At 70.2% G+C, this 19,840-nt stretch carries 14 protein-coding genes, 1 tRNA gene and 5 pseudogenes; 10 read left to right on the top strand and 10 right to left on the bottom strand.

Annotated elements, in window-relative coordinates; genetic code table 11:
- The first annotated feature begins 150 nt into the window (after positions 1 to 150).
- The gene (locus SY89_RS06395) at positions 151 to 1,113 is read left to right on the top strand and encodes an ROK family protein (protein ID WP_054583587.1); all 963 of its coding nucleotides are present in this window, start codon (positions 151 to 153) and stop codon (positions 1,111 to 1,113) included.
- On the opposite strand, the pseudogene trmB reads toward SY89_RS06395, so the two are convergent.
- Positions 1,110 to 2,143: pseudogene (gene trmB / locus SY89_RS06400) on the bottom strand (HTH-type sugar sensing transcriptional regulator TrmB). The gene SY89_RS06395 and the pseudogene trmB sit on opposite strands and share 4 nt — an antisense overlap.
- 129 nt (positions 2,144 to 2,272) lie before the next feature.
- Here trmB and SY89_RS06405 point away from each other — a divergent pair.
- The 3 genes and pseudogenes from SY89_RS06405 (at position 2,273) to kdgK1 (ending at position 5,426) form a co-directional block, all read left to right on the top strand.
- Positions 2,273 to 3,184, top strand: coding sequence for a dihydrodipicolinate synthase family protein (locus SY89_RS06405; RefSeq protein WP_054583588.1), 912 nt, complete (start codon positions 2,273 to 2,275; stop codon positions 3,182 to 3,184).
- Positions 3,185 to 3,215: 31 nt separating this feature from the next.
- A pseudogene (locus SY89_RS06410) lies at positions 3,216 to 4,449 on the top strand (mandelate racemase/muconate lactonizing enzyme family protein).
- Positions 4,446 to 5,426: a bifunctional 2-dehydro-3-deoxygluconokinase/2-dehydro-3-deoxygalactonokinase gene (gene kdgK1, locus SY89_RS06415; protein WP_054583589.1), complete on the top strand. Its 981-nt coding sequence runs from the start codon at positions 4,446 to 4,448 to the stop codon at positions 5,424 to 5,426. Before SY89_RS06410 ends, kdgK1 begins: the two are co-directional and overlap by 4 nt.
- Before the next feature lie 23 nt (positions 5,427 to 5,449).
- Here the strand turns inward: kdgK1 and gfcR are convergent.
- Together gfcR and SY89_RS06425 are read right to left on the bottom strand one after the other, a co-directional pair.
- Positions 5,450 to 6,068, bottom strand: a pseudogene (gfcR, locus tag SY89_RS06420) (transcriptional regulator GfcR).
- The gene (locus SY89_RS06425) at positions 6,065 to 7,105 is read right to left on the bottom strand and encodes an alcohol dehydrogenase catalytic domain-containing protein (RefSeq protein WP_054583590.1); all 1,041 of its coding nucleotides are present in this window, start codon (positions 7,103 to 7,105) and stop codon (positions 6,065 to 6,067) included. The pseudogene gfcR and the gene SY89_RS06425 overlap by 4 nt, the downstream one beginning before the upstream one ends.
- A gap of 61 nt (positions 7,106 to 7,166) precedes the next feature.
- On the opposite strand from SY89_RS06425, the gene SY89_RS06430 reads away from it, so the two are divergent.
- Positions 7,167 to 8,435, top strand: a complete 1,269-nt coding sequence (locus tag SY89_RS06430) for an HAD hydrolase family protein (RefSeq protein ID WP_054583591.1) — start codon at positions 7,167 to 7,169, stop codon at positions 8,433 to 8,435.
- A 4-nt stretch (positions 8,436 to 8,439) separates the two neighbouring features.
- On the opposite strand, the gene SY89_RS06435 is transcribed toward SY89_RS06430, so the two are convergent.
- Both SY89_RS06435 and SY89_RS16470 read right to left on the bottom strand, forming a co-directional pair.
- Positions 8,440 to 9,807, bottom strand: a complete 1,368-nt coding sequence (locus SY89_RS06435; protein ID WP_054583592.1) for an MFS transporter — start codon at positions 9,805 to 9,807, stop codon at positions 8,440 to 8,442.
- A 96-nt stretch (positions 9,808 to 9,903) separates the two neighbouring features.
- Positions 9,904 to 10,872: a PGF-CTERM sorting domain-containing protein gene (locus SY89_RS16470; protein WP_054583593.1), complete on the bottom strand. Its 969-nt coding sequence runs from the start codon at positions 10,870 to 10,872 to the stop codon at positions 9,904 to 9,906.
- Between the two features lie 266 nt (positions 10,873 to 11,138).
- Between SY89_RS16470 and SY89_RS06445 the strand changes: the two genes are divergently transcribed.
- Positions 11,139 to 12,680 (top strand): cryptochrome/photolyase family protein, encoded by a 1,542-nt coding sequence (locus SY89_RS06445; RefSeq protein ID WP_054583594.1) that lies wholly within the window; start codon positions 11,139 to 11,141, stop codon positions 12,678 to 12,680.
- A gap of 481 nt (positions 12,681 to 13,161) precedes the next feature.
- Positions 13,162 to 13,823: pseudogene (locus SY89_RS06450) on the top strand (DJ-1/PfpI family protein).
- On the opposite strand, the gene SY89_RS06455 reads toward SY89_RS06450, so the two are convergent.
- Entirely contained in the window at positions 13,820 to 15,007 is a 1,188-nt protein-coding gene (locus SY89_RS06455; RefSeq protein WP_054583595.1) for an MFS transporter, read from the bottom strand. The pseudogene SY89_RS06450 and the gene SY89_RS06455 overlap by 4 nt on opposite strands.
- 147 nt (positions 15,008 to 15,154) lie before the next feature.
- Between SY89_RS06455 and sod the strand changes: the two genes are divergently transcribed.
- Positions 15,155 to 15,757 (top strand): superoxide dismutase, encoded by a 603-nt coding sequence (gene sod, locus SY89_RS06460; RefSeq protein WP_054583596.1) that lies wholly within the window; start codon positions 15,155 to 15,157, stop codon positions 15,755 to 15,757.
- 132 nt (positions 15,758 to 15,889) lie between these two features.
- A pseudogene (locus SY89_RS06465) lies at positions 15,890 to 16,188 on the top strand (DUF5827 family protein).
- Positions 16,189 to 16,202: 14 nt separating this feature from the next.
- Here SY89_RS06465 and SY89_RS06470 read toward each other — a convergent pair.
- Together SY89_RS06470 and SY89_RS06475 are read right to left on the bottom strand one after the other, a co-directional pair.
- Positions 16,203 to 16,994 carry an HpcH/HpaI aldolase family protein gene (locus tag SY89_RS06470; RefSeq protein ID WP_080506613.1) on the bottom strand — a complete coding sequence of 264 codons (792 nt, stop codon included), beginning with the start codon at positions 16,992 to 16,994 and terminating at the stop codon, positions 16,203 to 16,205.
- A gap of 250 nt (positions 16,995 to 17,244) precedes the next feature.
- Positions 17,245 to 17,395: transfer RNA gene (locus SY89_RS06475), tRNA-Met, on the bottom strand.
- 97 nt (positions 17,396 to 17,492) lie between these two features.
- Here SY89_RS06475 and SY89_RS06480 point away from each other — a divergent pair.
- Positions 17,493 to 18,506: a DUF7115 domain-containing protein gene (locus SY89_RS06480; protein WP_054583597.1), complete on the top strand. Its 1,014-nt coding sequence runs from the start codon at positions 17,493 to 17,495 to the stop codon at positions 18,504 to 18,506.
- On the opposite strand, the gene SY89_RS06485 is transcribed toward SY89_RS06480, so the two are convergent.
- Both SY89_RS06485 and SY89_RS06490 read right to left on the bottom strand, forming a co-directional pair.
- Positions 18,507 to 19,385: an NAD(P)H-binding protein gene (locus SY89_RS06485; protein ID WP_054583598.1), complete on the bottom strand. Its 879-nt coding sequence runs from the start codon at positions 19,383 to 19,385 to the stop codon at positions 18,507 to 18,509.
- Positions 19,385 to 19,810 (bottom strand): DUF5791 family protein, encoded by a 426-nt coding sequence (locus SY89_RS06490; protein ID WP_054583599.1) that lies wholly within the window; start codon positions 19,808 to 19,810, stop codon positions 19,385 to 19,387. Before SY89_RS06490 ends, SY89_RS06485 begins: the two co-directional genes overlap by 1 nt.
- Between the last annotated feature and the right edge of the window lie 30 nt (positions 19,811 to 19,840).

Here is a 19,840-nt window from a genome sequence, read left to right on the forward strand (position 1 = left end):
GACCCCGAGCGCCGTACTCGGCGTGCCAAAATCGATCATACCACACGGTTGCCGCCGACGCGTAAGAAATTTACTTACGTTCGAAAGAATAGTTCACAGCATGCGCTGGCACCGACTTCCGACGGCGATCTGCTCCTGGACGGTGCCGGCATGACCGCGTGGTACGCCGGCGTCGACCTCGGTGCGAGCAACATCAAGGCGGTCGTGGGCCCCGAGAGCGGTTCCGTCGAGAGCCGCGCGCGTCGCCGGACGCCACAGGGCCCGGACGGGGACGCGGTCGCCGAGGCCCTGCTCGCCGCGACACGGGAGGCGCTGGACGGCGCGGGCGTCACACCCGAGGAGATCGTCCACTGTGGCGTCGCCTCGATCGGCCCGCTGGACAAGGCGGCCGGCGAACTCGGCCGCTCGGCCAACCTCGGCCCCAACGTCGATCGCGTCCCGCTCGCCGAGCCGCTGGGCGACCTTCTGGACACCGAGGTGACGCTGCTCAACGACGCCAACGCGGGCGTCGTCGGCGAACGGTTCTACGCCGACCGCACGCCCGACGACATGGCCTACCTCACCATCTCCTCGGGCATCGGCGCCGGCGTCGCCGTCGACGGCCACGTCCTCTCGGGCTGGGACGGCAACGCCGCGGAGGTCGGCCACAACACCGTCGAGATCGGCGGGCTCAGCTGCGGCTGTGGCGCCGCGGGCCACTGGGAGGCGTACTGTTCGGGGACGAACATCCCGCGGCACGCGCGGCACGTCCACGAGACCGAGGGCGTCCCGACGGCGCTCCCGCTGGCGGAGATCGACGCCAAAGACGTGTTCGAGGCGGCGGGCGACCCGCTCGCCGACCGCGTGATCGAGCGGATGCAGGCGTTCAACGCGGCGGGCGTCGCCGATCTGGTCCACGCGTACGCGCCGCTGGTGGTGTACGTCGGCGGCGCGGTCGCCCGGAACAACCCCGAACAGGTCGTCGAGCCGATCCGCGAGCGGCTGCCGGAGCTGGTGATGACGAACGTCCCGGAGATCCGGCTCACGTCGCTGGGCGACGAGGCGGTCGTTCGCGGCGCGCTGGCGGCCGCGATCACGGCCGGCCGGAACGACCGCTCGCAGCTCCGGCCTTAGGCGCGCTCGATCGTGATCTCGTGGGCTTCGACGTCCTCCAGCGCCGCGACCCGCCCGCCGACGCGCACGCGGCCGTCGTCGGTCTCGACCGTGAAGGAGGCGATCGACTCCTCGTCGTTGAGCGTCGTCTCGACGACGGTGCCCGCCACCGCTCGGGGCTCGCCGGTCAGCACGTCCCGCCCCTCGACGCTCGCCCGGAGCGGCCCGGAGAGCGCCTTGAGCTCCTCGACACAGCGCCGCAGCGACGCGTAGTGCCGCGGGAGCTCCCGCTCGGGCGTCATCGCGAGCGTCTCGCCCGAGGCCCACAGCACCGTCGAGACGAACCCGGAGACGAGGAACCCCAGCTCGGAGCGATTGAACACGACGCCGTAGCGCTCCGGCCCCCGCTGAGCGCCTCGCGGGTCGCGTACAGCGAGAACTGGCCGTCGGATACCGCCGCGACCGGCGTCGTAACGCCGCGGCGCGAGCGAACGGTGGTCGCGACGGCGGTGTACTCGAACTCGTCGGCCTCGGGCACGTCGGCGGCCGGCGAGACCAGGAGCTCGATCGTGACCCCGGCGTCGCGTTTCGCCCGGAGCGCGGACTCGAACTCCGCGAGCAGATCCGGCGTCAGCGACAGCAGCAGTTCGTACTCCGCGGCGTCGATGATCTCCGCCAGGTAGCGTTCGATCGTCGCCGGCGACTTGATCAGGGTGACCGCCTCGGCGTCGCGGGCCGGCGCCGTGTAGCGCTGTTCGAGCCCGTCGACGAGGTCGTCCAGCGACGACCTGACGCCGCCGAACGCCTCCTCGGGGTCGACGGCGAGCACCTTCATCGGCCGGGACTCCTGGAGTTCGACGAAGCCGTGCTCCGCGAGGCTCCGGACCGTGTCGTACACGCGGGGTTGGGGAATGTCGGTCCGCTCGGCGATCTCGGTCGCGGAGAGCCGGCCGTGTTCGAGCACGGCCAGGTACGCCTCGATCTCGTACTCGCCGAAGTCGAACGTCTCCCCGACCCGCTCCAGCGCCACGCGCAGGTCGTCGTCGTGCATACCCCGGGGATGCCCGCCCGGTCACATAAACACCGTTCGTCCGTCCCGCCGCCGGACGCCGAACGAAACGTTCACTCGCCTCCGAGTTTATCCCGGTACTTCCAAGAGAGCCGCGGCCCTGTCGCCGCTATGGCCGCACCCGATCCCGGCGCCGCCGACCCGCTCTCGCTGCACGGCGTCGTGCCGCCGACCGTGACCGCGTTCGACGACGACGGCGCCCTCGACGCCGAGACCACCGCCGAACACGCCCGCTTCGTCGTCGACCGCGGCGTCCACGGCGTGTTTCCGCTGGGGACCAACGGCGAGTTCGCGCTGCTGGGTCCCGAGGAGCGTGACGAGGTCGTCCGCGCCGTCGTCGAGGAGGTGGGCGAGGAGGTGCCGGTGATCGCCGGCGTCGGCGAGCCGGCGACGCGGCGCACGGTCGAGCGCGCGCAGGCCGCCGAGCGTGCCGGCGCCGACGGCGTCGTCGTCGTCACGCCGTACTACTACCCGCTGGACGGCGCCGCCGCGGTCGAGCACTACCGGACCGTCTGTGCCGCGGTGGACTGTCCGGTGTACGTCTACCACATCCCCTCGAAAACCGGCAACGAGCTCTCGCTCGAGACGCTCGAGGAGATCGCCGCGATCGACAACCTCGCCGGCCTGAAGGACTCCTCGAAGGACGTGCCGTGGCTGGGCCAGGCTGTCGCCGCCCACGACGACCTCACGTTCCTCGCGGGCTCGGACTCGCTGTTGAAGCCCGGGCTCGACCTCGGCTGTACCGGGATGGTCTCGGCGGTCGCCAACGCGTTCCCCGAGCTGGTGGTCGACCTGTACGAGGCGTACGACGCCGGCGACCGGGAGCGCGCCACAACGCTGCAGGCGCAGGTGTACGAGGTCCGTTCGGCGATCAAGCGCGGCCCGTACATGGCCGGCGTGAAGGAGGCCCTCTCCCACCGGGGTTTCGACGCCGGCCCGCTGCGGTCGCCGCTCCGGCGGATGGATGACGCCGACAGCGCGGCGCTCCGGGAGGAACTGGCGGCGCTGGGGCTGTTGGAGTAATCTTTTACTACGCGTGTAGTAACCATTCGCCATGGTCGACTACTCAGGGCTCCACGATCCGAACGCGGAGTACACGATGCGGGAGCTGTCGGCGGAGACGATGGACGTCACCGGCGAGCGCGGCGGCGGCCGGGACGTGGAGATCACCGACGTGCAGACGACGATGGTCGACGGCAACTTCCCGTGGACGCTCGTCCGGATCTACACCGACGCGGGCGTCGCGGGAACGGGGGAGGCGTACTGGGGTGCCGGCGTCCCGGAACTCATCGAGCGCATGAAGCCGTTCCTGCTCGGCGAGAACCCCTTGGACATCGACCGGCTGTACGAGCACCTGATCCAGAAGATGTCCGGCGAGGGCTCCGTCGAGGGCGTCACCGTCACCGCCATCTCGGGAATCGAGGTCGCGCTGCACGATCTCGCGGGGAAGATCCTCGACCTGCCGGCGTACCAGCTCCTCGGCGGCAAGTACCGCGACGAGGTCCGGGTGTACTGTGACTGCCACACCGAGGACGAAGCCGACCCCGAGGCCTGCGCCGACGAGGCCGAGCGCGTCGTCGAGGAACTGGGGTACGACGCGCTGAAGTTCGACCTCGACGTGCCCAGCGGCCACGAGAAGGACCGCGCGAACCGGCACCTCCGGCCCGGCGAGATCCGCCACAAGGTCGACATCGTCGAGGCCGTCACCGAGCGCGTGAAAGACCGCGCCGACGTGGCCTTCGACTGCCACTGGACGTTCTCGGGGGCAGCGCCAAGCGGCTCGCCGAGAAGCTCGAGCCGTACGACGTGTGGTGGCTGGAGGACCCGGTGCCGCCCGAAAACCTCGACGTGCAGGCGGAAGTCACGAAGTCGACGACGACGCCGATCACCGTCGGCGAGAACCGCTACCGCGTGACCGAACTCCGCCGACTGATCGAGGACCAGGCCGTCGACATCGTCGCGCCCGACCTGCCGAAAGTCGGGGCATGCGCGAGACCCGGAAGATCGCCGACGTGGCCAACCAGTACTACGTCCCCGTGGCGATGCACAACGTCGCCTCGCCGATCGCGACGGTCGCCGCGGCCCACGTCGGCGCCGCCGTTCCGAACTCGCTGGCCGTGGAGTATCACTCCTACGAGCTCGGCTGGTGGGAGGAACTGGTCGAGGAGGACGTGATCGTCGACGGCTCGATCGAGGTGCCCGAGCAGCCGGGGCTCGGCGTCACGCTCGATCTCGATACCGTCGAGGAACACTTGGTGGAGGGCGAGGAACTGTTCGATCCGGTATGAGCCTGCCCGCCTTCGACGACGACCCGGCGCCGACACTCGCCACGTTCGGCGAGAGCATGCTCCGCTACAGCCCACCGGCCGGCGAGCGACTCGAGACGACCGACGACCTCGCGGTCCACGTCGGCGGCGCCGAGAGCAACGTCGCCGTCGCCGCGAACCGACTCGGCTGTGAGGCCGCGTGGCTGTCGAAGCTCCCCGATTCGCCGCTGGGTCGTCGGGTCGAACGTGGCGTTCGGGAACACGGGGTCGAGCCGCTCGTCGCGACCGGCGAAGGTCGCGTCGGGACGTACTACCTCGAACCGGGCGGGAGCCCACGCGGCACGTCGGTGGTGTACGACCGCGCGGACGCCGCCGTCCGGACGGCGACGCCCGACGAACTCGCCGTCGACCGCGTCCGTGAGGCGGACGCCTTCTACACCAGCGGGATCACCCCCGCGCTCTCGGCGACGCTTGCGGAGACGACCGAAGCACTGCTCGAAGCGGCGGGCGAGGCCGGCGCCACGCGCGCGTTCGACCTCAACTACCGCGCGAAGCTCTGGGCGCCCCAAGAGGCCGCAGCAACCCTCCGGCCGCTGTTCGGTCACGTCGATATCCTCGTCGTCGCCGCCCGCGACGCCGCGACCGTCTTGGACCGCGACGGCGAGCCAGCCACGGTCGCCAGAGAGCTCGCGGCCGACTACGACTGCGACCTGGTCGTGGTCACGCGCGGCGACGCCGGCGCCGTCGCCGCTCACGATGACGAAACCTACGAACAGGACGCGCTGGCGACCGACACCGTCGACCCCGTCGGCACCGGCGACGCGTTCGTCGGCGGCCTGTTGGCGACCCGGCTCGCTGGTGGCAGCGTGCCGGACGCGCTCGAAGTCGCCGCCGCGACGGCGGCGCTGAAGCGGACCGTCGCCGGCGACGCCGCGGTGGTGACGCCGGAAGAAGTCGCTGCGGTACTGGACGGCGGCGGGGACGGGATCGATCGGTAGGCCCCGCGGATCGGTGGATCGCGTCAGTCGCCGTCGCCGACCCGGATCACTTGCAGCAGCGAGTACACCGGGACGCCGTCGACCTCGTCGAGCCCGTGTTTGTCCGCGAGCACGCCGCAGGCGACCGGTTCGCCGCCGCGGGCGCGCACGGCGTCGATCGTCTCCTGTATGGTCGTCCCCGAGGTGATGGTGTCGTCGACGATGTAGCAGTCCCGTTCGCGCACCGCCGCGAAGTTGCGGGAGAAGCCCCCTCGAGGTCGTCGATGCTCCCCTCCTCCCACTGGTGTTTCCGGGGCGTGTACGTCGCGAGATCCGTGTCCAACTCCGTCGCGACGGTGGTCGCCAGCGGCCCGCCGGCTTTCTCGACGCCGACGGTCAGGTCCACGTCCTCGCCCCGCTTCGAGAGCAGGTCCGCGAGCGCCGCGGCGACGTGGCCCAGTCGGGCTGAGTCACGGCCGATCGCCGACCAGTCGACGTGGATGTCGCCGGGGCCCCGCTCTGGACCGGCGTGGCGCCCGCGCGCTCGACCAGCCAGGAGGCGGTCTGGCGGGAGACGTTGAGTTCGTCGGCGATCTCCCCCTTCGAGAAGCCCCGGTCGGCCAGCGATCGCGCGTCCTCGATCAGGTCGTCGACGTTCTTCATGGGTCGAGTTCGACTGCCGTCTTGATAACGTCGCGGTCCAGCGCCGCCTCGAACTCCGCCAGCGGGTAGACGTGCTCGGTGAAGGCGTCCACGACCGACGCCGGGAGGGCGTCGAGCCACTCGACGGCCTGCTCGAAGTGGCTGTATCCGGCGTTGACCGAGCCGATCAGGGCGCGGTTGCCGACGACCAGCTCGCGGTGGAGTTCGCCGAGTTCAACCGGTGCCTCGTGATCGGTCGGCACTCCCAGCAGCGCCGCGACGCCGTTGGGCGCGAGCGCCGCGACGGACTCGGCGGCGTGCGGCGCGTGGCCGGTTGCCTCGACCACGAGATCCATCGGCGCGTGAGCGCCGGGCACGTCGTCGACGGCGGTCTCCCGCGAGTCGACGTACGTCGCGCCGACCGATTCGGCCAGTTGGACCGCGGGATCGTCGCGATCCCGGCGACCCAGACAGTAGACCTCCTCGAACCGGTCGTCGAGGACCGGCAGCGTCAGCAGGCCCAGCGACCCCGTCCCGAGCACGAGCGCGCGGTTCCGTTCCCACGTGAACGGCTCGCGGGAGGCCTCGACCAACTCGAGCGCCTTCGCGGTGACCGACAGCGGCTCGACGAGGAAGCCGGCGGGCGCCAGCCGCTCGGGGAGTCGGAGGAGGTACTCGCTGGGGACGGCGACGAACTCGGCCATGAAGCCGTCGGCGCCGTCGATGCCGCACTCGACGGTCGCGTCCATCGGCGCCATATCGGGCTCACCCCGCCGGAAGTACTCGTTGTGGTCCCCCGGCGGCCGGCGAACGGTCGGAACGACCGTTTCGCCGGGCTCGAACGCGGTTCCGTTGGGGTCGGCGACGGTGCCGACGGCCTCGTGGCCCAGTACCATCGACGACTCCACCCTGCCGTGGGCGCCGGCGACGACCTCGCGGTCGGTGCCGTCGACGCCGACGCGGTCGATCCGGACCAGCACCTCACCCGGCGCTGGGTCCGGCCGCGGCCGGTCGACGAGCCGTGGCGATCCCGCCTCTTCGAGGACGACTGCGTCCATGCCAGAATCTACCGCACACCCGCACAAAACGTTTATCCTATAGTGAGTAAACTTTTGAGACATGCGAAACCGCGACCGCCCCGGCGTCGACCACCGCGAGAGGCTCGATCGGCTGTACGACGAGTTCGACACCGCGTCGATCCGCTCGCTGCGTGACTTCGTGGAGCTGTTCCCGCCGGTCGACTCCACGGCGGCGCTCGAGCGCTGGGAGACCGCCCGCGCGGACTTCGAGAGCCGGAACGCTCGCGTCGCCGACGCGTTCGGTGAGGCGTACGCCGAGATCGCGGGCCGCGCGACCCGGGAGGTGGCGAGGCGAGCCGTCGACCTCTGGGAGCGGGAGGGGCGGACGGTCAACGCGCTCGTGCTGGACGTGGACGAAACCCTGCGGTCGGCCGGCGGAACGGACAACGAAATCCCCCGCGAGACGCTTCACTTGCTCACCGAACTCCACGACACCGGCGTCCCGATCGTCATCTGCACCGGGCAGACGCTCGAGAACGTCAAGGGGTTTCTCGTCCAGGGGTTGGGCAGCGAGCTCGTCCACTCCGGCCAGCTCTCGGTGGTGTACGAGGCCGGCAACGGCGTGTTCACGCCCGGCCACGGCTCAGACACCAAGCAGCTCCTGTACGAGGAGCTCGCATCGTCGGTCCGCCGCGTGTTCGAGCAGGTGCGCTCGTGCGCGCTCGGCGACGCACCGACCGCGGTCGCGCGGGGCTGTCACCTGCAGGGCAACGAGTTCAGCGTCACGCTCAAACCCAACCACGAGACCGGCAGTGACGACGCCCGGGCGGTGATCGACGAGGGGCTGCGCCACCAGATCGACTCCCTTGGACGGGCGGTCGCCGACGAGACGGGGATCGAGGGACCGGCCGCGGGCTGGGCCCGCGCGTACTACGCCGCCGCCGACGCCGAGATCGCCACCGTGCTCGACCGCGTCGACGCCGCGGTACCCCGGACGACGGTGCCGGAGCCGGTTCGGGAACTGTTCGAGCGCATCGACGTGGGATACTACGAGGCCGACGCCGCGGAGATCACCTCGCTCGAACTCGACAAAGTCGCCGGCGTGGAGGCCGCGTTCGACGTGCTCGGTATCGACGACCCGTTCGCGCTGGTGCTCGGCGACTCCAAGTCGGATCTGCGGGTGATGGAGTGGGTGGACCGGCTCGACGCCGGGATCGCGGGCGCGCCCGAGCACGCCTCCGACGTGGTGCTGACACACGTCCGGGAGACCGACGGCCTGCTGTTCGACCGGGGCGACGCCGGGACGCCGCTCCGGACCGTGCTGGCGCTGAATCAGCTCGCCGGGATCGAGGCGACGGCCCGCGCCTGAGCGCTCACCACTCCGTCAGGGCGGACCGGCCGTGGAAATGCGTGAGCACGACCGCGAACGTGATGGCACCTGTGACCGCAAACGCGCCGCCGACGAAGAACACCGTCCCGATGCCGTACTGGCTCCAGAGCCAGCCGGCCAGCACTGGTCCGAGCACGCTGCCGGGGCGCCAGACGAGTTCGCGGATGCCGAAGCTGGCGGCGATGCCGCCTTCGTCGGCGCCCTCGTCGGCGAACAGCGCCATGCTCGCCGGCTCGCGGAACGCGTCGACGACACCGAGCAGCCCGTTGACCACGAGCAGCGGGACGAACGCCGGCCCGAGCGTGCCGAGCACTGAGTAGCCCGCGCCAACCCCCAATACGTCGCTGAGCAGGGAGGGAACGATCAGCTCGTACGTCTCCGGGAGCCCAACTGCCGTGCCGATCGCCGGCGTGAACGGCACCGCCAGTGCGACGAGTCCGTAGGCACCCCCGCCGGCGAACACGAACAGCGAGCGGCCGTAGCTGTCCGAGAGTCGCCCGGTGAACGGCTGGCAGAGCATGTTCGTCAGTTTCTCCGCGACGAGAACCAACGCGACCGCGAGCCCAGCGAACGCCAACCCGCCGCGAGCGGCAGAGACGCCGGCGTAGATGGATACCCACGAGCGGACGACGGTGACGGCAACGGCGTACTGCGCACGGAAGGAGGTGAGGGTGATGATGCGCTTGTTGAGCGCCAGTCCCGCGAACGGGTTGCCGTACGAGCGTGTCTCGTCGGCCGGAAGGTAGAGCCAGACACCGGCGAGGCCGAGCGCGAAGGCGGCGACGATCACCGTGTAGATCGGCGTGAACCCGACGATCTGGTAGAGGCCGCCGGCGATGATCATCCCGAGAATCGACGCCAAAAACCGCACCGAGTTGGCCTTCCCGATGGCGTTGGCCCGCTCGCCGTGGTTGGCGAGTTCACCGACCAGCGAGAGCGTCATCAGCCCGGATCCGGTGACGACGACCCCCTGCAGCGCACGGACGCCGATGAACGCGCTGCTGTGGGCGAAACTGGTCGACAGTTCCACGCCGAACAGCGACGCCGCGGCCGCGGCCACCACCTCGCCGATGGGTTGGACGTTCGCGAACGCGACGTAGGCCAGCACGCTCACGCTCAGCACGCCGAGCAGGACGTTCTTCTTGTCGTACCGGTCGCCCGCCCACGCGAGCGGGATCACGACGATCGTTTGGGCCAGCGTAAAGCCCGTGATGAACAGCCCACCCATGAACTCCGAGGCGTTCAGCACCTCGATGTAGAACGGGATCAGCAGCGCCAGCGTCGAGTAGCCAAAGCCCGTCGCGAACCGCGAGAGGTAGAGCGACCAGAACTGCAGGCGTTCCTCGTTCACAGACCGACTGCGAGGGAGCTTCGAAAAGACGTTTCGGTTCGATATGCGCGGCTCCTCGGGATCCTACCGGCGGTAAAACGGGTGGTGTCGGGGGCGTTACTCGCGGCGGGCGACGAAGCCGGCGCCGACCAGCGCGAGCAGCGCGGCGACGACACCGAAGCCGGGCGCCGACGTGCTCGTCTGGGTCGACGTGTCAGTCGGCTCTTCGGTTTGGGTGCCCGTCGCCTGGGCCGTGCCCGTCCATGTCTTGTTCAGTCCCGCCTCCTCCGAGGTGATGCTGATCGTGTACTCCTCGTTCGCCTCGAAGGTGAAGAAGGAGAACTGACCGGTCGCACGGCCGTTGTCGTTGACCGTGACCTGCGTCGTCGTCTCGGCACTGCTCTCGCCGCCGGCGTTGGAGACCAGCGAGAACGTCAGCGAAGTGCCGGGCGCGAGCGTGGTCGCGACCTCGTAGTTCACGACTTCGCCCGCGGGCGCCTCGGTCACGCCGTCGAGGAAGTTGACTTTGGGCTCGACGACGCCGAACGTCGCGGTGCGAGTGTAGTTCTCGCCGTCGGTGACGGCGTCGGTCAGCGTCGCCGACGCGGTGAAGCTGTCGCCGACCGCGGCGACCGAGCTGCCGTTGCCCTGCTGGAACGTCGTCTTCTCGAGGTCGATCGCGACGTAGACGGCGTTCTCCGTGGCGTTGGCGGCGACGCCCTCGGTGTCGGCGGTCGCCGCGAGCGTCTTGGCGGACTCGTTGGTGTCGACGCTGCTCTCGGTCTGCTGGAGCGAGAGTTCGAGCTCGTCGCCGAGCAGCGTGCCGTCGTCGTCGGCCTCGGCGGCCACGCCGGCGGCGTCGAGTCGGAGGACGACGACGTCGTTGGCCGAGACGATGCTGTTGGTCGGGTCGGACTGACTACCCGCCTCGGCGGCGGCGGTGGCCGAGGTGGTCGCGGGCGCCGTGGTCACCGTGAGGTCGCCGACGGCGTCGGATTCGACGGGTGCGGTCGCGGCCGCCGCGGGAGCGACGGCTGCGAGGAGCAGTACGAGCGCGAGCGAGAGAGCGGTGTTCCGTGTGTTCATAGTTTGATGGCCCACCTGCCCGCCGTGACCGGCGTCTGGGGTGCATCAGCAGTCGCTGTGAGTGCGTTAGCAGTCGCTGTGGGTGTGACGCCGCACGGAGGGCGGGCGGAGCGGTTCGGACCGACTGAATCGGTCGCTGTCACTTGATTCGTGAGGACGAACTAAACGGTTCCCTTCCGACCGCCGTCTGGGAGTCGTTAACTGGACTGTACCGGAAGGTTTTGCCAAGCCAGTAGTTTCACGGCGTCGCCGGCCGACTCGCCGCCATGACGGTTTTCTGGCATCGACGCGATCTGCGGGCGGCGGACAACCGGGGGCTGGCGGCGGCCGTCGACGACGCCGACGACACGGTTCCCGTGTTCGTCTTCGACGACGCCGTTCTGGCGCACGCGAGCGACGCACGGCTCCGGTTCATGCTCGACTCGCTCGCGGAGCTCCGCGAGACGTACCGTGAGCGCGGGAGCGACCTCGTCGTCGCCCGCGGCGACCCCGCCGCGGTGCTGCCCGCGCTGGCGGCGGCCGTCGACGCAGAGACGGTCCACTGGAACGCTGACTACTCGGGGCTGGCACAGGACCGCGACGCGCGCGTCGCGGACGCACTCGACGCCGCGGGCTTCGACACCGACACCCACCACGACGCCGTACTCCACGAACCCGGGATGATCCGGACCAACGCGGGAGATCCGTACTCCGTCTACACGTACTTCTGGAAGAAGTGGCGCGACCGCGAGAAGCCCGACCCCTTCGCCTCGCCCGCGGGCAGCGATCTCGCGGATACAGACGCGATCGCGCCAGCGACGCTCGACGGCGGCGCCGGCGATTTCGACCTCGACGATGCGCTCTGCCCGAGTCTGCCGTCGATCGAGGAGCTCGGGTTCGCGGACCCGGCTGCGGACGTACAGTCCGGGGGGACCGCGGCCGCCCGCGACCGCCTCGCGGCGTTCTGCGACGAGGCGATCTTCAGCTACGAGTCCGACCGCGAGTACCCGGCTCGGGCCGGGAGCTCCCGGCTCTCGCCCCACCTCAAGTTCGGGACGATCGGGCTACGGGAGGTGTACCAGGCGACCGAGGCGGCGATGGCAGCGGCGAAAGCGCGGGACGACGCCGAGACCGAAGGGGACGCCAACGCTGAGGCGGACGATGCCGAAGCGGACGACGAACTCGACCCCGCCCAAGAGAGCGTCCGGACGTTCCAGTCCCAACTCGCCTGGCGGGAGTTCTACGCCCAGGTGCTCTACTTCAACCCGGAGATCGTCTCGCAGAACTACAAGGCGTACGAGGAGCCGATCGAGTGGCGCAACGACGCCGACGAACTCGCGGCGTGGAAACGCGGCGAGACGGGCTACCCGATCGTCGACGCCGGGATGCGCCAGCTCCGCGCGGAGGCGTGGATGCACAACCGCGTGCGGATGATCGTCGCCTCCTTCCTCACGAAGGATCTGCTGATCGACTGGCGGGCGGGCTACGACCACTTCCGGACCCATCTCGCGGACCACGACACTGCCAACGACAACGGCGGCTGGCAGTGGGCGGCGTCGACGGGCACGGACGCCCAGCCGTACTTCCGGATCTTCAACCCCGCCACGCAGGGCGAGCGCTACGACCCCGACGCCGAGTACATCCGGGAGTACGTCCCGGAGCTCCGCGGCGTCGACGCCGACGCCATCCACGACTGGCCGGAGCTGAGCGACGCGGAGCGCGCGGATCTCGCCCCCGACTACCCCGACCCCATCGTCGACCATAGCCACCGCCGAGAGCAGGCGCTGGCGATGTACAAGCGAGCGCGCGGCGAAGATCCCGAGGAGTAGGGCACGACAGTCCGCGGTTGGCTACACAGCCACGGCATCACGCTCCCTGCAGCGGCCCGGAGACCGCTGCTGGTCGCGAGCCGTGCTTAGGTCCTTACACAGCCACGGCATCACGCTCCCTGCAGCGGCCCGGAGACCGCTGCTGGTCGCGAGCCGTGCTTAGGTCCTTACACAGCCACGGCATCACGCTTCCTGCAGCGGTCCGGAGACCGCTGCTGGTCGCGAGCCGTGGCTGGCGGGCTACCCGTGCGTTGCGGTATCTGTCGTCCCCAAAATCGTCTCGCAGTGGGGACACTGCCAGACTACCGGCTCCCCCAGTCGGCGTCGATGAACGCGCGCTCGAGTTTCCGTACCTCGCGCTCGCAGGACGGACAGTTGGCCATAGTTCGGCTCCCGCCCGCCCGGGATTAACCGTTTCCTTCGCGGAACCCGCCGGGTCGCCGCCGTCGCGCTTTTGCTCGCCGGCCACCCACAGCCCTTCATGACCACACGAATCGACGTGCTACTGTTCGACGGCTTCGACGAACTCGACGCAGTCGGCCCCTTCGAGGTGTTCCAGAACGCCGCACGCGCCGGCGCCGACTGTACGGTCTCCCTGATCACGGCCGAGCCCCAGGAGCGCGTCACCGCGAGCCACGGCCTCGACGTGGGCGTCACCGGACGGAGTCCGGCTGCCAGTGGAGCTTCGCTCCACGACGTCGACAGGACGCTCGCCGACCCCGAATCCGCCGACGCGCCGGACCTGCTCGTGGTGCCGGGCGGTGGCTGGTCCAGCGGCGAGGGCGGCGTCCGCCGCGAGTACGACGCCGGCGACCTCCCGCCGAGAATCGCCGCCCACCACGAGGCTGGCGCGACGATCGCGTCGGTCTGTACTGGCGCGATGCTGCTCGAACGCGCCGGCGTCCTCGGCGACGGCCCCGCGATCACCCACCAGTCGGCGGTCGAGGACCTCCGGGGGCGGGCGTCGAGGTGCCCGACGCACGCATCGTCGACACCGGGCGTGTCGTGACCGCCGGTGGGGTCACCAGCGGCATCGACCTCGCGCTCTACCTGGTCGAACGGGAGTTCGGCGCCGAGGTGGCCGACAGCGTGGCGACGACGCTGGAGTACGAGCGCCGCGGCGACGTGCTCGTGGATCGCTAATCCCGGGCGATGGCGACCCAGACCGCGACGGCCGCGGCGGTCGTGAGGGCCGCGAGACCGGTCCAGCCCACGTCGTAGCCGACGCTCTCGGCGACCGTGCCGAACAGCGGCGGCGCGACGAGGCCGCCGACGTTGAGCGCGCTCTGGCCACCCGCCGTGGCTGCACCGACCTCGTCGTCGTCGACCAGCGCAGTCATCGTCGCGTAGTAGACGCCGGGGAAGCCGAGCATCGACACGCCGAGGAAGCCGAACGCCAGCCACGTCGTCGTCTGGCCGCTGGCGACCACGACGGCGAGAAACCCCGCGCCCGCGAGTGCGGCCTGCGCAGCGAGGACGAGTGCCGGGCCACGGGTGGGTCGCCCCGGGATCCTGTCGGCCAGTTCGCCGCCCGCGAGCCGGCCCAGACTCCCCGTCACCTGCACCGTCGCGAGCACGGCGCCGCCGACGCTGGCGGTGGCGGCGACGGTGTCGGTGACGTGGGGAACCACGTAGCTGGTGGTCGTGAACACCGCGGCGCCGAGGAAGAACCCCGAGACGAGCAGCCCGCGGTACGCGCGGTCGTCGAGCAGCGAACGCACGTCCGGCACCGACAGCGAGCCACTCGCGGGCATCCCCTCGTACCGAACTGCGGTGACGACGGCGACGATCACGGCCAGCACGGCGCCGGCGAGGAACGCGGCCTGCCAGTCGAACCGGACGATCCCCACCACGGCCGCGGCGTCGGTCGTCGCCATCCACGCGATCAGCAGCGCGGCGACGGCGCTGCCCGCGGTGACGCCGACCTGCTTGACGTTCATCGCCAGCGCCTCCCGGCCCGGGGGCGCCACGTTGATCGCCGCCCGGTTGGTCGCCGGCATCGCCGTCGCGTACGCGAACCCCACGAACAGCAGCGCGACGAGGAGCGCGGGGAACGTGGGCGCGACGGCGACGAACGCCATCCCGGCCGCGAGCGCGAGCAGGCCGTACACCAGCAGCGGCCGCTCGCCGAACGCGTCGGTGGCGGCACCGGTGCCGAACAGCAGCGCGGTGTAGCCCAGCATCACCGCTGTGACGGTCAGTCCCGTGACGCCCAGCGAGACGCTGAAGCCCTCGCGCACGAACGCGGTGGCGGCGAACACCGTGTAGAAACAGAGGCTGGCGGTGAACTGCCAGCCGGAGACGAGTGAGACCCCGCGCCAGCCCATACCGACCCTGTGGCACAGCCACGTAAGTGCGTGCCCGTTCCGGCACGGTCTGCTGGTCTTCCGGAACCGTCGCGTGCGCCACGCTACCAAACGTTTCCTCAAGATTTAACATGAACCGCAACCCAACAAACGAGTGGTGATTCACCCATGACTGAGTACGAACTGCCGCCGCTCCCGTACGACTACGACGCGCTGGAACCGTCCATTAGCGAGCAGGTGCTGACGTGGCACCACGACACCCACCATCAGGGCTACGTCAACGGCTGGAACAGCGCCGAGGAGACGCTCGCGGAGAACCGCGAGAACGGTGAGTTCGGCGACTCCGCCGGCGCGATCCGCAACGTGACCCACAACGGGTCGGGGCACATCCTCCACGACCTGTTCTGGAAGAACATGAGTCCCGAGGGCGGCGACGAGCCGTCGGGTGCACTCGCCGACCGCATTGCGGAGGACTTCGGCTCCTACGAGGCCTGGAAGGGCGAGTTCGAGGCCGCTGCCGGCGCCGCCGGCGGGTGGGCGCTGCTCGTGTACGACTCCTACAGCAACCAGCTCCGCAACGTCGTCGTCGACAAGCACGACCAGGGCGCACTCTGGGGGAGCCACCCCATCCTCGCGCTTGACGTGTGGGAGCACTCCTACTACTACGACTACGGTCCCGCTCGCGGGGACTTCATCGACGCGTTCTTCGACGTCGTCGACTGGGACGAGCCTGCCGCGCGGTACGAGCAGGCCGTCGAGCTGTTCGAGTAGACTCGCTACTCTCGCGTCGCACGAAGCCGGAACGCGTCGCCGCCCCGATTTCTTTCACGACTCGCCCCGGAGCGCCGCTGCCGTCGACGCCGGACCAGTAGCGTTTACGCCGTCCCGTCCGAAGCCGGGCGTATGCCACGCGCCAAGGAGAGCTTCGACCGGCTCCACCCCTGTGACTTCTACACCCCGAGGAGCTACTGGTCGAGGACCAGATGTACACGGTGTACGAGATCGCCCGCCTGCTGCAGGGGCTCGAACCGGACGCCGAGATCGACGAGGAGACCGAGGCGGTGCTGCTGGACTGGGCGATCCCGTGGGTGATGAACAACGCCGACGACCTCGTCGTCGCCGAACCACCCGCCGAGGACGCGCCGGGCTACTACGGCCTGCGCCGGCCGGCTGACCTCGCCGACGCAGGGGACTCGGAGTAGCTGCCCCAGCGCCGTTACTCCCCGAACAGCGACGCGTAGCGCTCGCTCGCGGCGCGTGCGCCGCGGCGGAGGTAGCCGATGTCGGTGCCGACGATGAGGTAGTCCAGCCCCCGCTCGTGCCAGGCGTCGATCTCCGCGGGACTGGTCGCCAGCGTGCCCACGGGCACGTCCGCGGCTGCGCCCGCCGCGAGCACGCGGTCGAGCGCGTCGCGAAACGCCGGGTCGTCGTACTCGCCGAAGCAGCCGAGATCCGCCGAGAGGTCGGCGGGCCCGACGAACAGCGTGTCGACGCCGTCGACGCGGGCGATCGCCTCGGCGTGGTCGACGCCCGCGGCGGACTCGACCTGTGGCAGCACCGCGACGGCGTCGTTGGCCGCGGTGAAGGAGGTGTCGAGGGTGGCGCCGTAGCCGTTGGCGCGGCTGCCGGCGACGCCGCGCTCGCCGTCGGGCGGGTAGCGCGCGGCCGAGACCAGCGCCTCGGCTTCGGCGGCGCTCTCGATCCGCGGCGCCATCACGCCCGCGGCGCCGAGATCCAGCGCCCGCTTGACCTGGGTGGCGTCGTTCTCGGGCACGCGGACCACCGTGTCGGTGTCGCCCGCGGCGTCGACGGCGCGGACGAGTTCGCCCGCGCTCTCGACCGACAGCGGCGTGTGTTCGGTGTCGACGACGACGAAGTCGAACTCCAGGGCGCCGACGATCTCCGCGGCCGCGGGGGAGCCGAGCGACACCCAACTCCCGATCGGGGCGTCGCCGGCCGTGAGCTGCTCCCGGAACGTCATCTCCTCGGTTCGGTCGTGGTTGGTCATGGCTGGGCTGGCGTCCCCGATGGGCAAAAGTCGGCGGGTTCCGGCCAGTACGGTCGCCGGTCGGCTATCGGTTCGTGAGAATGGCCGGGGCGGGCTCAAACTCCCGGGAGCGCGGAGCGCTCCCGTATCGCCGTTCACGCCGCGGTGCGCCGTTCACGGCGACCGTTCCGGGTTCTCCGCCCGCGAGGTGCCGCTCGGTTTTCGGACGCCACGCTCACGGTGTTCGCTCGTCGTCGGTGAAAACCGAAGATGGCCGGGGCGGGCTCCGAACCCGCGATCTCCGCATGACCCAGGTCCGAGGCTCGGCGGGCCCCGTGGGCGCTGCGGATCTTCCAAGGCGTACCGCACCGAATCTCGATACCCTATGAGTGCGGCGCTATGTCCAGCTAAGCCACCCGGCCGCATTACGGCGTAATCGGATCTCGGACTTAAAACCTCCCATCTCTTTCGACGCCGCGAGCCACGCGGATTTATGGCCTCCGGGGTGAACGCCTACCCATGAGCCTGCCGGAGACCGTTACCGCACACCTCGAGGGCGAGGAGCCGGTCGCGGAGGTCGATCTGGGCGGCGAGGATCGACTGCTGGTCACGCCCACGCGAACGCTGGTTTACCGCGCTGAGGGGCTGCTCTCCGACGAGACCGTCGAGGAGTTCCCCCACGACGCCGAACGCATCACCCTCTCGACGAGCCGCCGGAAGGCCAAGCTCACGCTCGACTACGGCCTCGACGGCGAGGAGACGCTCTCGGTGCCGAAAGGGAAGTTCGACGCGGTGCTCCACCCGCTGCTGGCTGGCGTGCTCGACGCCAACGGGATCACCGACGCCGGCGAGACCGTCAAGCGCACGTTCCGGTTCTCGGAACTCACCCTCATCGTCACCAGCAAGCGCGTGGTCAAACACATCGGCCAAGCGGTCTGGGACGAGGAGTTCGAGGAGTACCCCTTCGAGCACGTCACCGATCTCGACTTCGAACCCGGCAACGTCGCCACCAGCGTCGTGCTCACGCACGACGGTCGACAGGAGCGGTTCAAAGCACCGAACGACGACGCCCGGGCGGTCGAGGCCGCCATCACCGACGCCCTGCTCTCCTACCACGACGTGCGCGACATCGACGAACTCCGCGCCAAGTACGCCGACGAGAACGCTGCCGACGCCGACACGGACGGCGACTCCCCGTTCGGTGACGGACCCGACCTGTTCGACGAGGGTGAGACCCCCGTCCCCGACGCGGAACCGGAATCGTCGCCGGAGTCGGAGCCGGAGCCGGAGCCGGCGGCGCCCGACCAGTCGGACGACGGCACCGATCGCCTCATCGAGCAGGTCGAGGCGGCGACGGCCGACACGGAGTCGGGCGAGCTCGACACCGACGACGCGGCGGCCGAACCGGACGTCGCCGACCTCGCTGCCGAGATCGACGATCTCCGGGGCGTGATCGAACAGCAGCAGACAGAGCTCGAACGGCAGAACGACCTGATCGAGCAGCTGATCGAAGAGCTCCGACAGGGCCGGTAATCAGGGACGCTCGCCGCGACGGACGGCGTCGATCGCCGGCTCGTACCCCTCGTACACCGACGGATACTGCAGTTCGTACCCCAACTCCAGCAGTCGATCGTTCCGGCAGCGCTTCTGGCTCGCCACCCGCGGCGCCGCCGACGCCGGCAGCGCCGCCAGCCGCTCCTCGATGGTTAGCTTCTCGGGCTCCGGAGCGCCACAGCGCTCGGCCAGCCAGTCCGCGAACTCCCACCGGTCGACTGGCGTGCCGTCGGTCACCAGCACCGTCTCCCCGCGGGCTACGTCCTCGGTCAGGAACCACGCCAGCGCGCCCGCGGCGTCGTCGCGGTGAACGGAGTTCCGCCAGCCGGCAGTCGCCGAATCGAGTGTGGACTCGATCCGGTAGCGCCCCGGGCCATAGAGCCCGGCGAACCGGGCGACGGTGCTGTCGAGATCGCTACGGTGGACGATCGCTTCGGCTTCCGCGATGACGGCCGCTTTCGGGCGCTCGGGGTCGACCGGCGTCGACTCGTCCACCCAGCCGCCGCCGTGGTCGCCGTAGACGCCGGTGGTGGAGGTGAACAGCAGTCGATCCGGCGGCGACCCGCGGCTCTCGAACGTCGAGACCACGGCACGGAGTCCGTCGGCGTAGAGCGCCCGCGCCTCCGCGACGCTCCCGCGACCTGCCGAGGCCGAGAACACGAGCACGTCGGCGTCGGGGAGGCTCGATACAACATCGGGATCGGTCAGCTCTCCCTGGATCGGGTCGATGCCGGCTGCCGCCACGGCCTCGGCGCTCGACTCGGATCGGACGACGCCGACCACGTCGTGACCCGCGTCGACGAGTCGCCGACCGAGTTCGCGACCGACGTAGCCACAGCCGAGAACGAGAACGCGCATCAGCGCCGGGCGTCGACGTACGCCTGGATCGCGGCGAACTGTTCGAGCGTGGTCGGGAGCCGACCCTCGATCGCCTGCTGGATCTCCTTGCCGTCGAGGTCGATGTCGATCTCGCGGGCGATCGTGTCCACGTCGACGACCGCCGTCGTCATGCCCATCAGCACGTGATCCCGGCTCTCCCACGCGATGGTGTCGGCGTCGGGGGCGTCGTCCGCCAGCGCGAGCACCTCGGCGGCCTCCTCGAGGGTAAGCTCCGGCTGCTCGCCGGCCTCGATCGCCTCGACGGTCGCCCGGTCGAGATCGGTGCCGCCCGCGACGGTGTCGACGCCGCGTTCGGCGACCACCGACGCGAGCTCTTCGAAGTAGGCCGCGAGGAGGGCCTCGGGGGAGTCCTCGTCGCCGGCCGCGACTGCGTCGTAGAGCATACTCGACCTCGGCGCCCGCCGGGGAAAACC

It is taken from the genome of Halolamina pelagica, assembly GCF_001307315.1.
In the GTDB taxonomy this organism is placed as follows: domain Archaea; phylum Halobacteriota; class Halobacteria; order Halobacteriales; family Haloferacaceae; genus Halolamina; species Halolamina pelagica_B.

Excerpts from the sequence above, each read along its gene's own strand:
- SY89_RS06395 (WP_054583587.1), top strand. The coding sequence starts at position 151 with ATGACCGCGTGGTACGCCGGCGTCGACCTCGGTGCGAGCAACATCAAG.
- SY89_RS06405 (WP_054583588.1), top strand. The coding sequence starts at position 2,273 with ATGGCCGCACCCGATCCCGGCGCCGCCGACCCGCTCTCGCTGCACGGC.
- kdgK1 (WP_054583589.1), top strand. The coding sequence starts at position 4,446 with ATGAGCCTGCCCGCCTTCGACGACGACCCGGCGCCGACACTCGCCACG.
- SY89_RS06425 (WP_054583590.1), bottom strand. The coding sequence starts at position 7,105 with ATGGACGCAGTCGTCCTCGAAGAGGCGGGATCGCCACGGCTCGTCGAC.
- SY89_RS06430 (WP_054583591.1), top strand. The coding sequence starts at position 7,167 with ATGCGAAACCGCGACCGCCCCGGCGTCGACCACCGCGAGAGGCTCGAT.
- SY89_RS16470 (WP_054583593.1), bottom strand. The coding sequence starts at position 10,872 with ATGAACACACGGAACACCGCTCTCTCGCTCGCGCTCGTACTGCTCCTC.
- SY89_RS06445 (WP_054583594.1), top strand. The coding sequence starts at position 11,139 with ATGACGGTTTTCTGGCATCGACGCGATCTGCGGGCGGCGGACAACCGG.
- SY89_RS06455 (WP_054583595.1), bottom strand. The coding sequence starts at position 15,007 with ATGGGCTGGCGCGGGGTCTCACTCGTCTCCGGCTGGCAGTTCACCGCC.
- sod (WP_054583596.1), top strand. The coding sequence starts at position 15,155 with ATGACTGAGTACGAACTGCCGCCGCTCCCGTACGACTACGACGCGCTG.
- SY89_RS06470 (WP_080506613.1), bottom strand. The coding sequence starts at position 16,994 with ATGACCAACCACGACCGAACCGAGGAGATGACGTTCCGGGAGCAGCTC.
- SY89_RS06480 (WP_054583597.1), top strand. The coding sequence starts at position 17,493 with ATGAGCCTGCCGGAGACCGTTACCGCACACCTCGAGGGCGAGGAGCCG.
- SY89_RS06485 (WP_054583598.1), bottom strand. The coding sequence starts at position 19,385 with ATGCGCGTTCTCGTTCTCGGCTGTGGCTACGTCGGTCGCGAACTCGGT.
- SY89_RS06490 (WP_054583599.1), bottom strand. The coding sequence starts at position 19,810 with ATGCTCTACGACGCAGTCGCGGCCGGCGACGAGGACTCCCCCGAGGCC.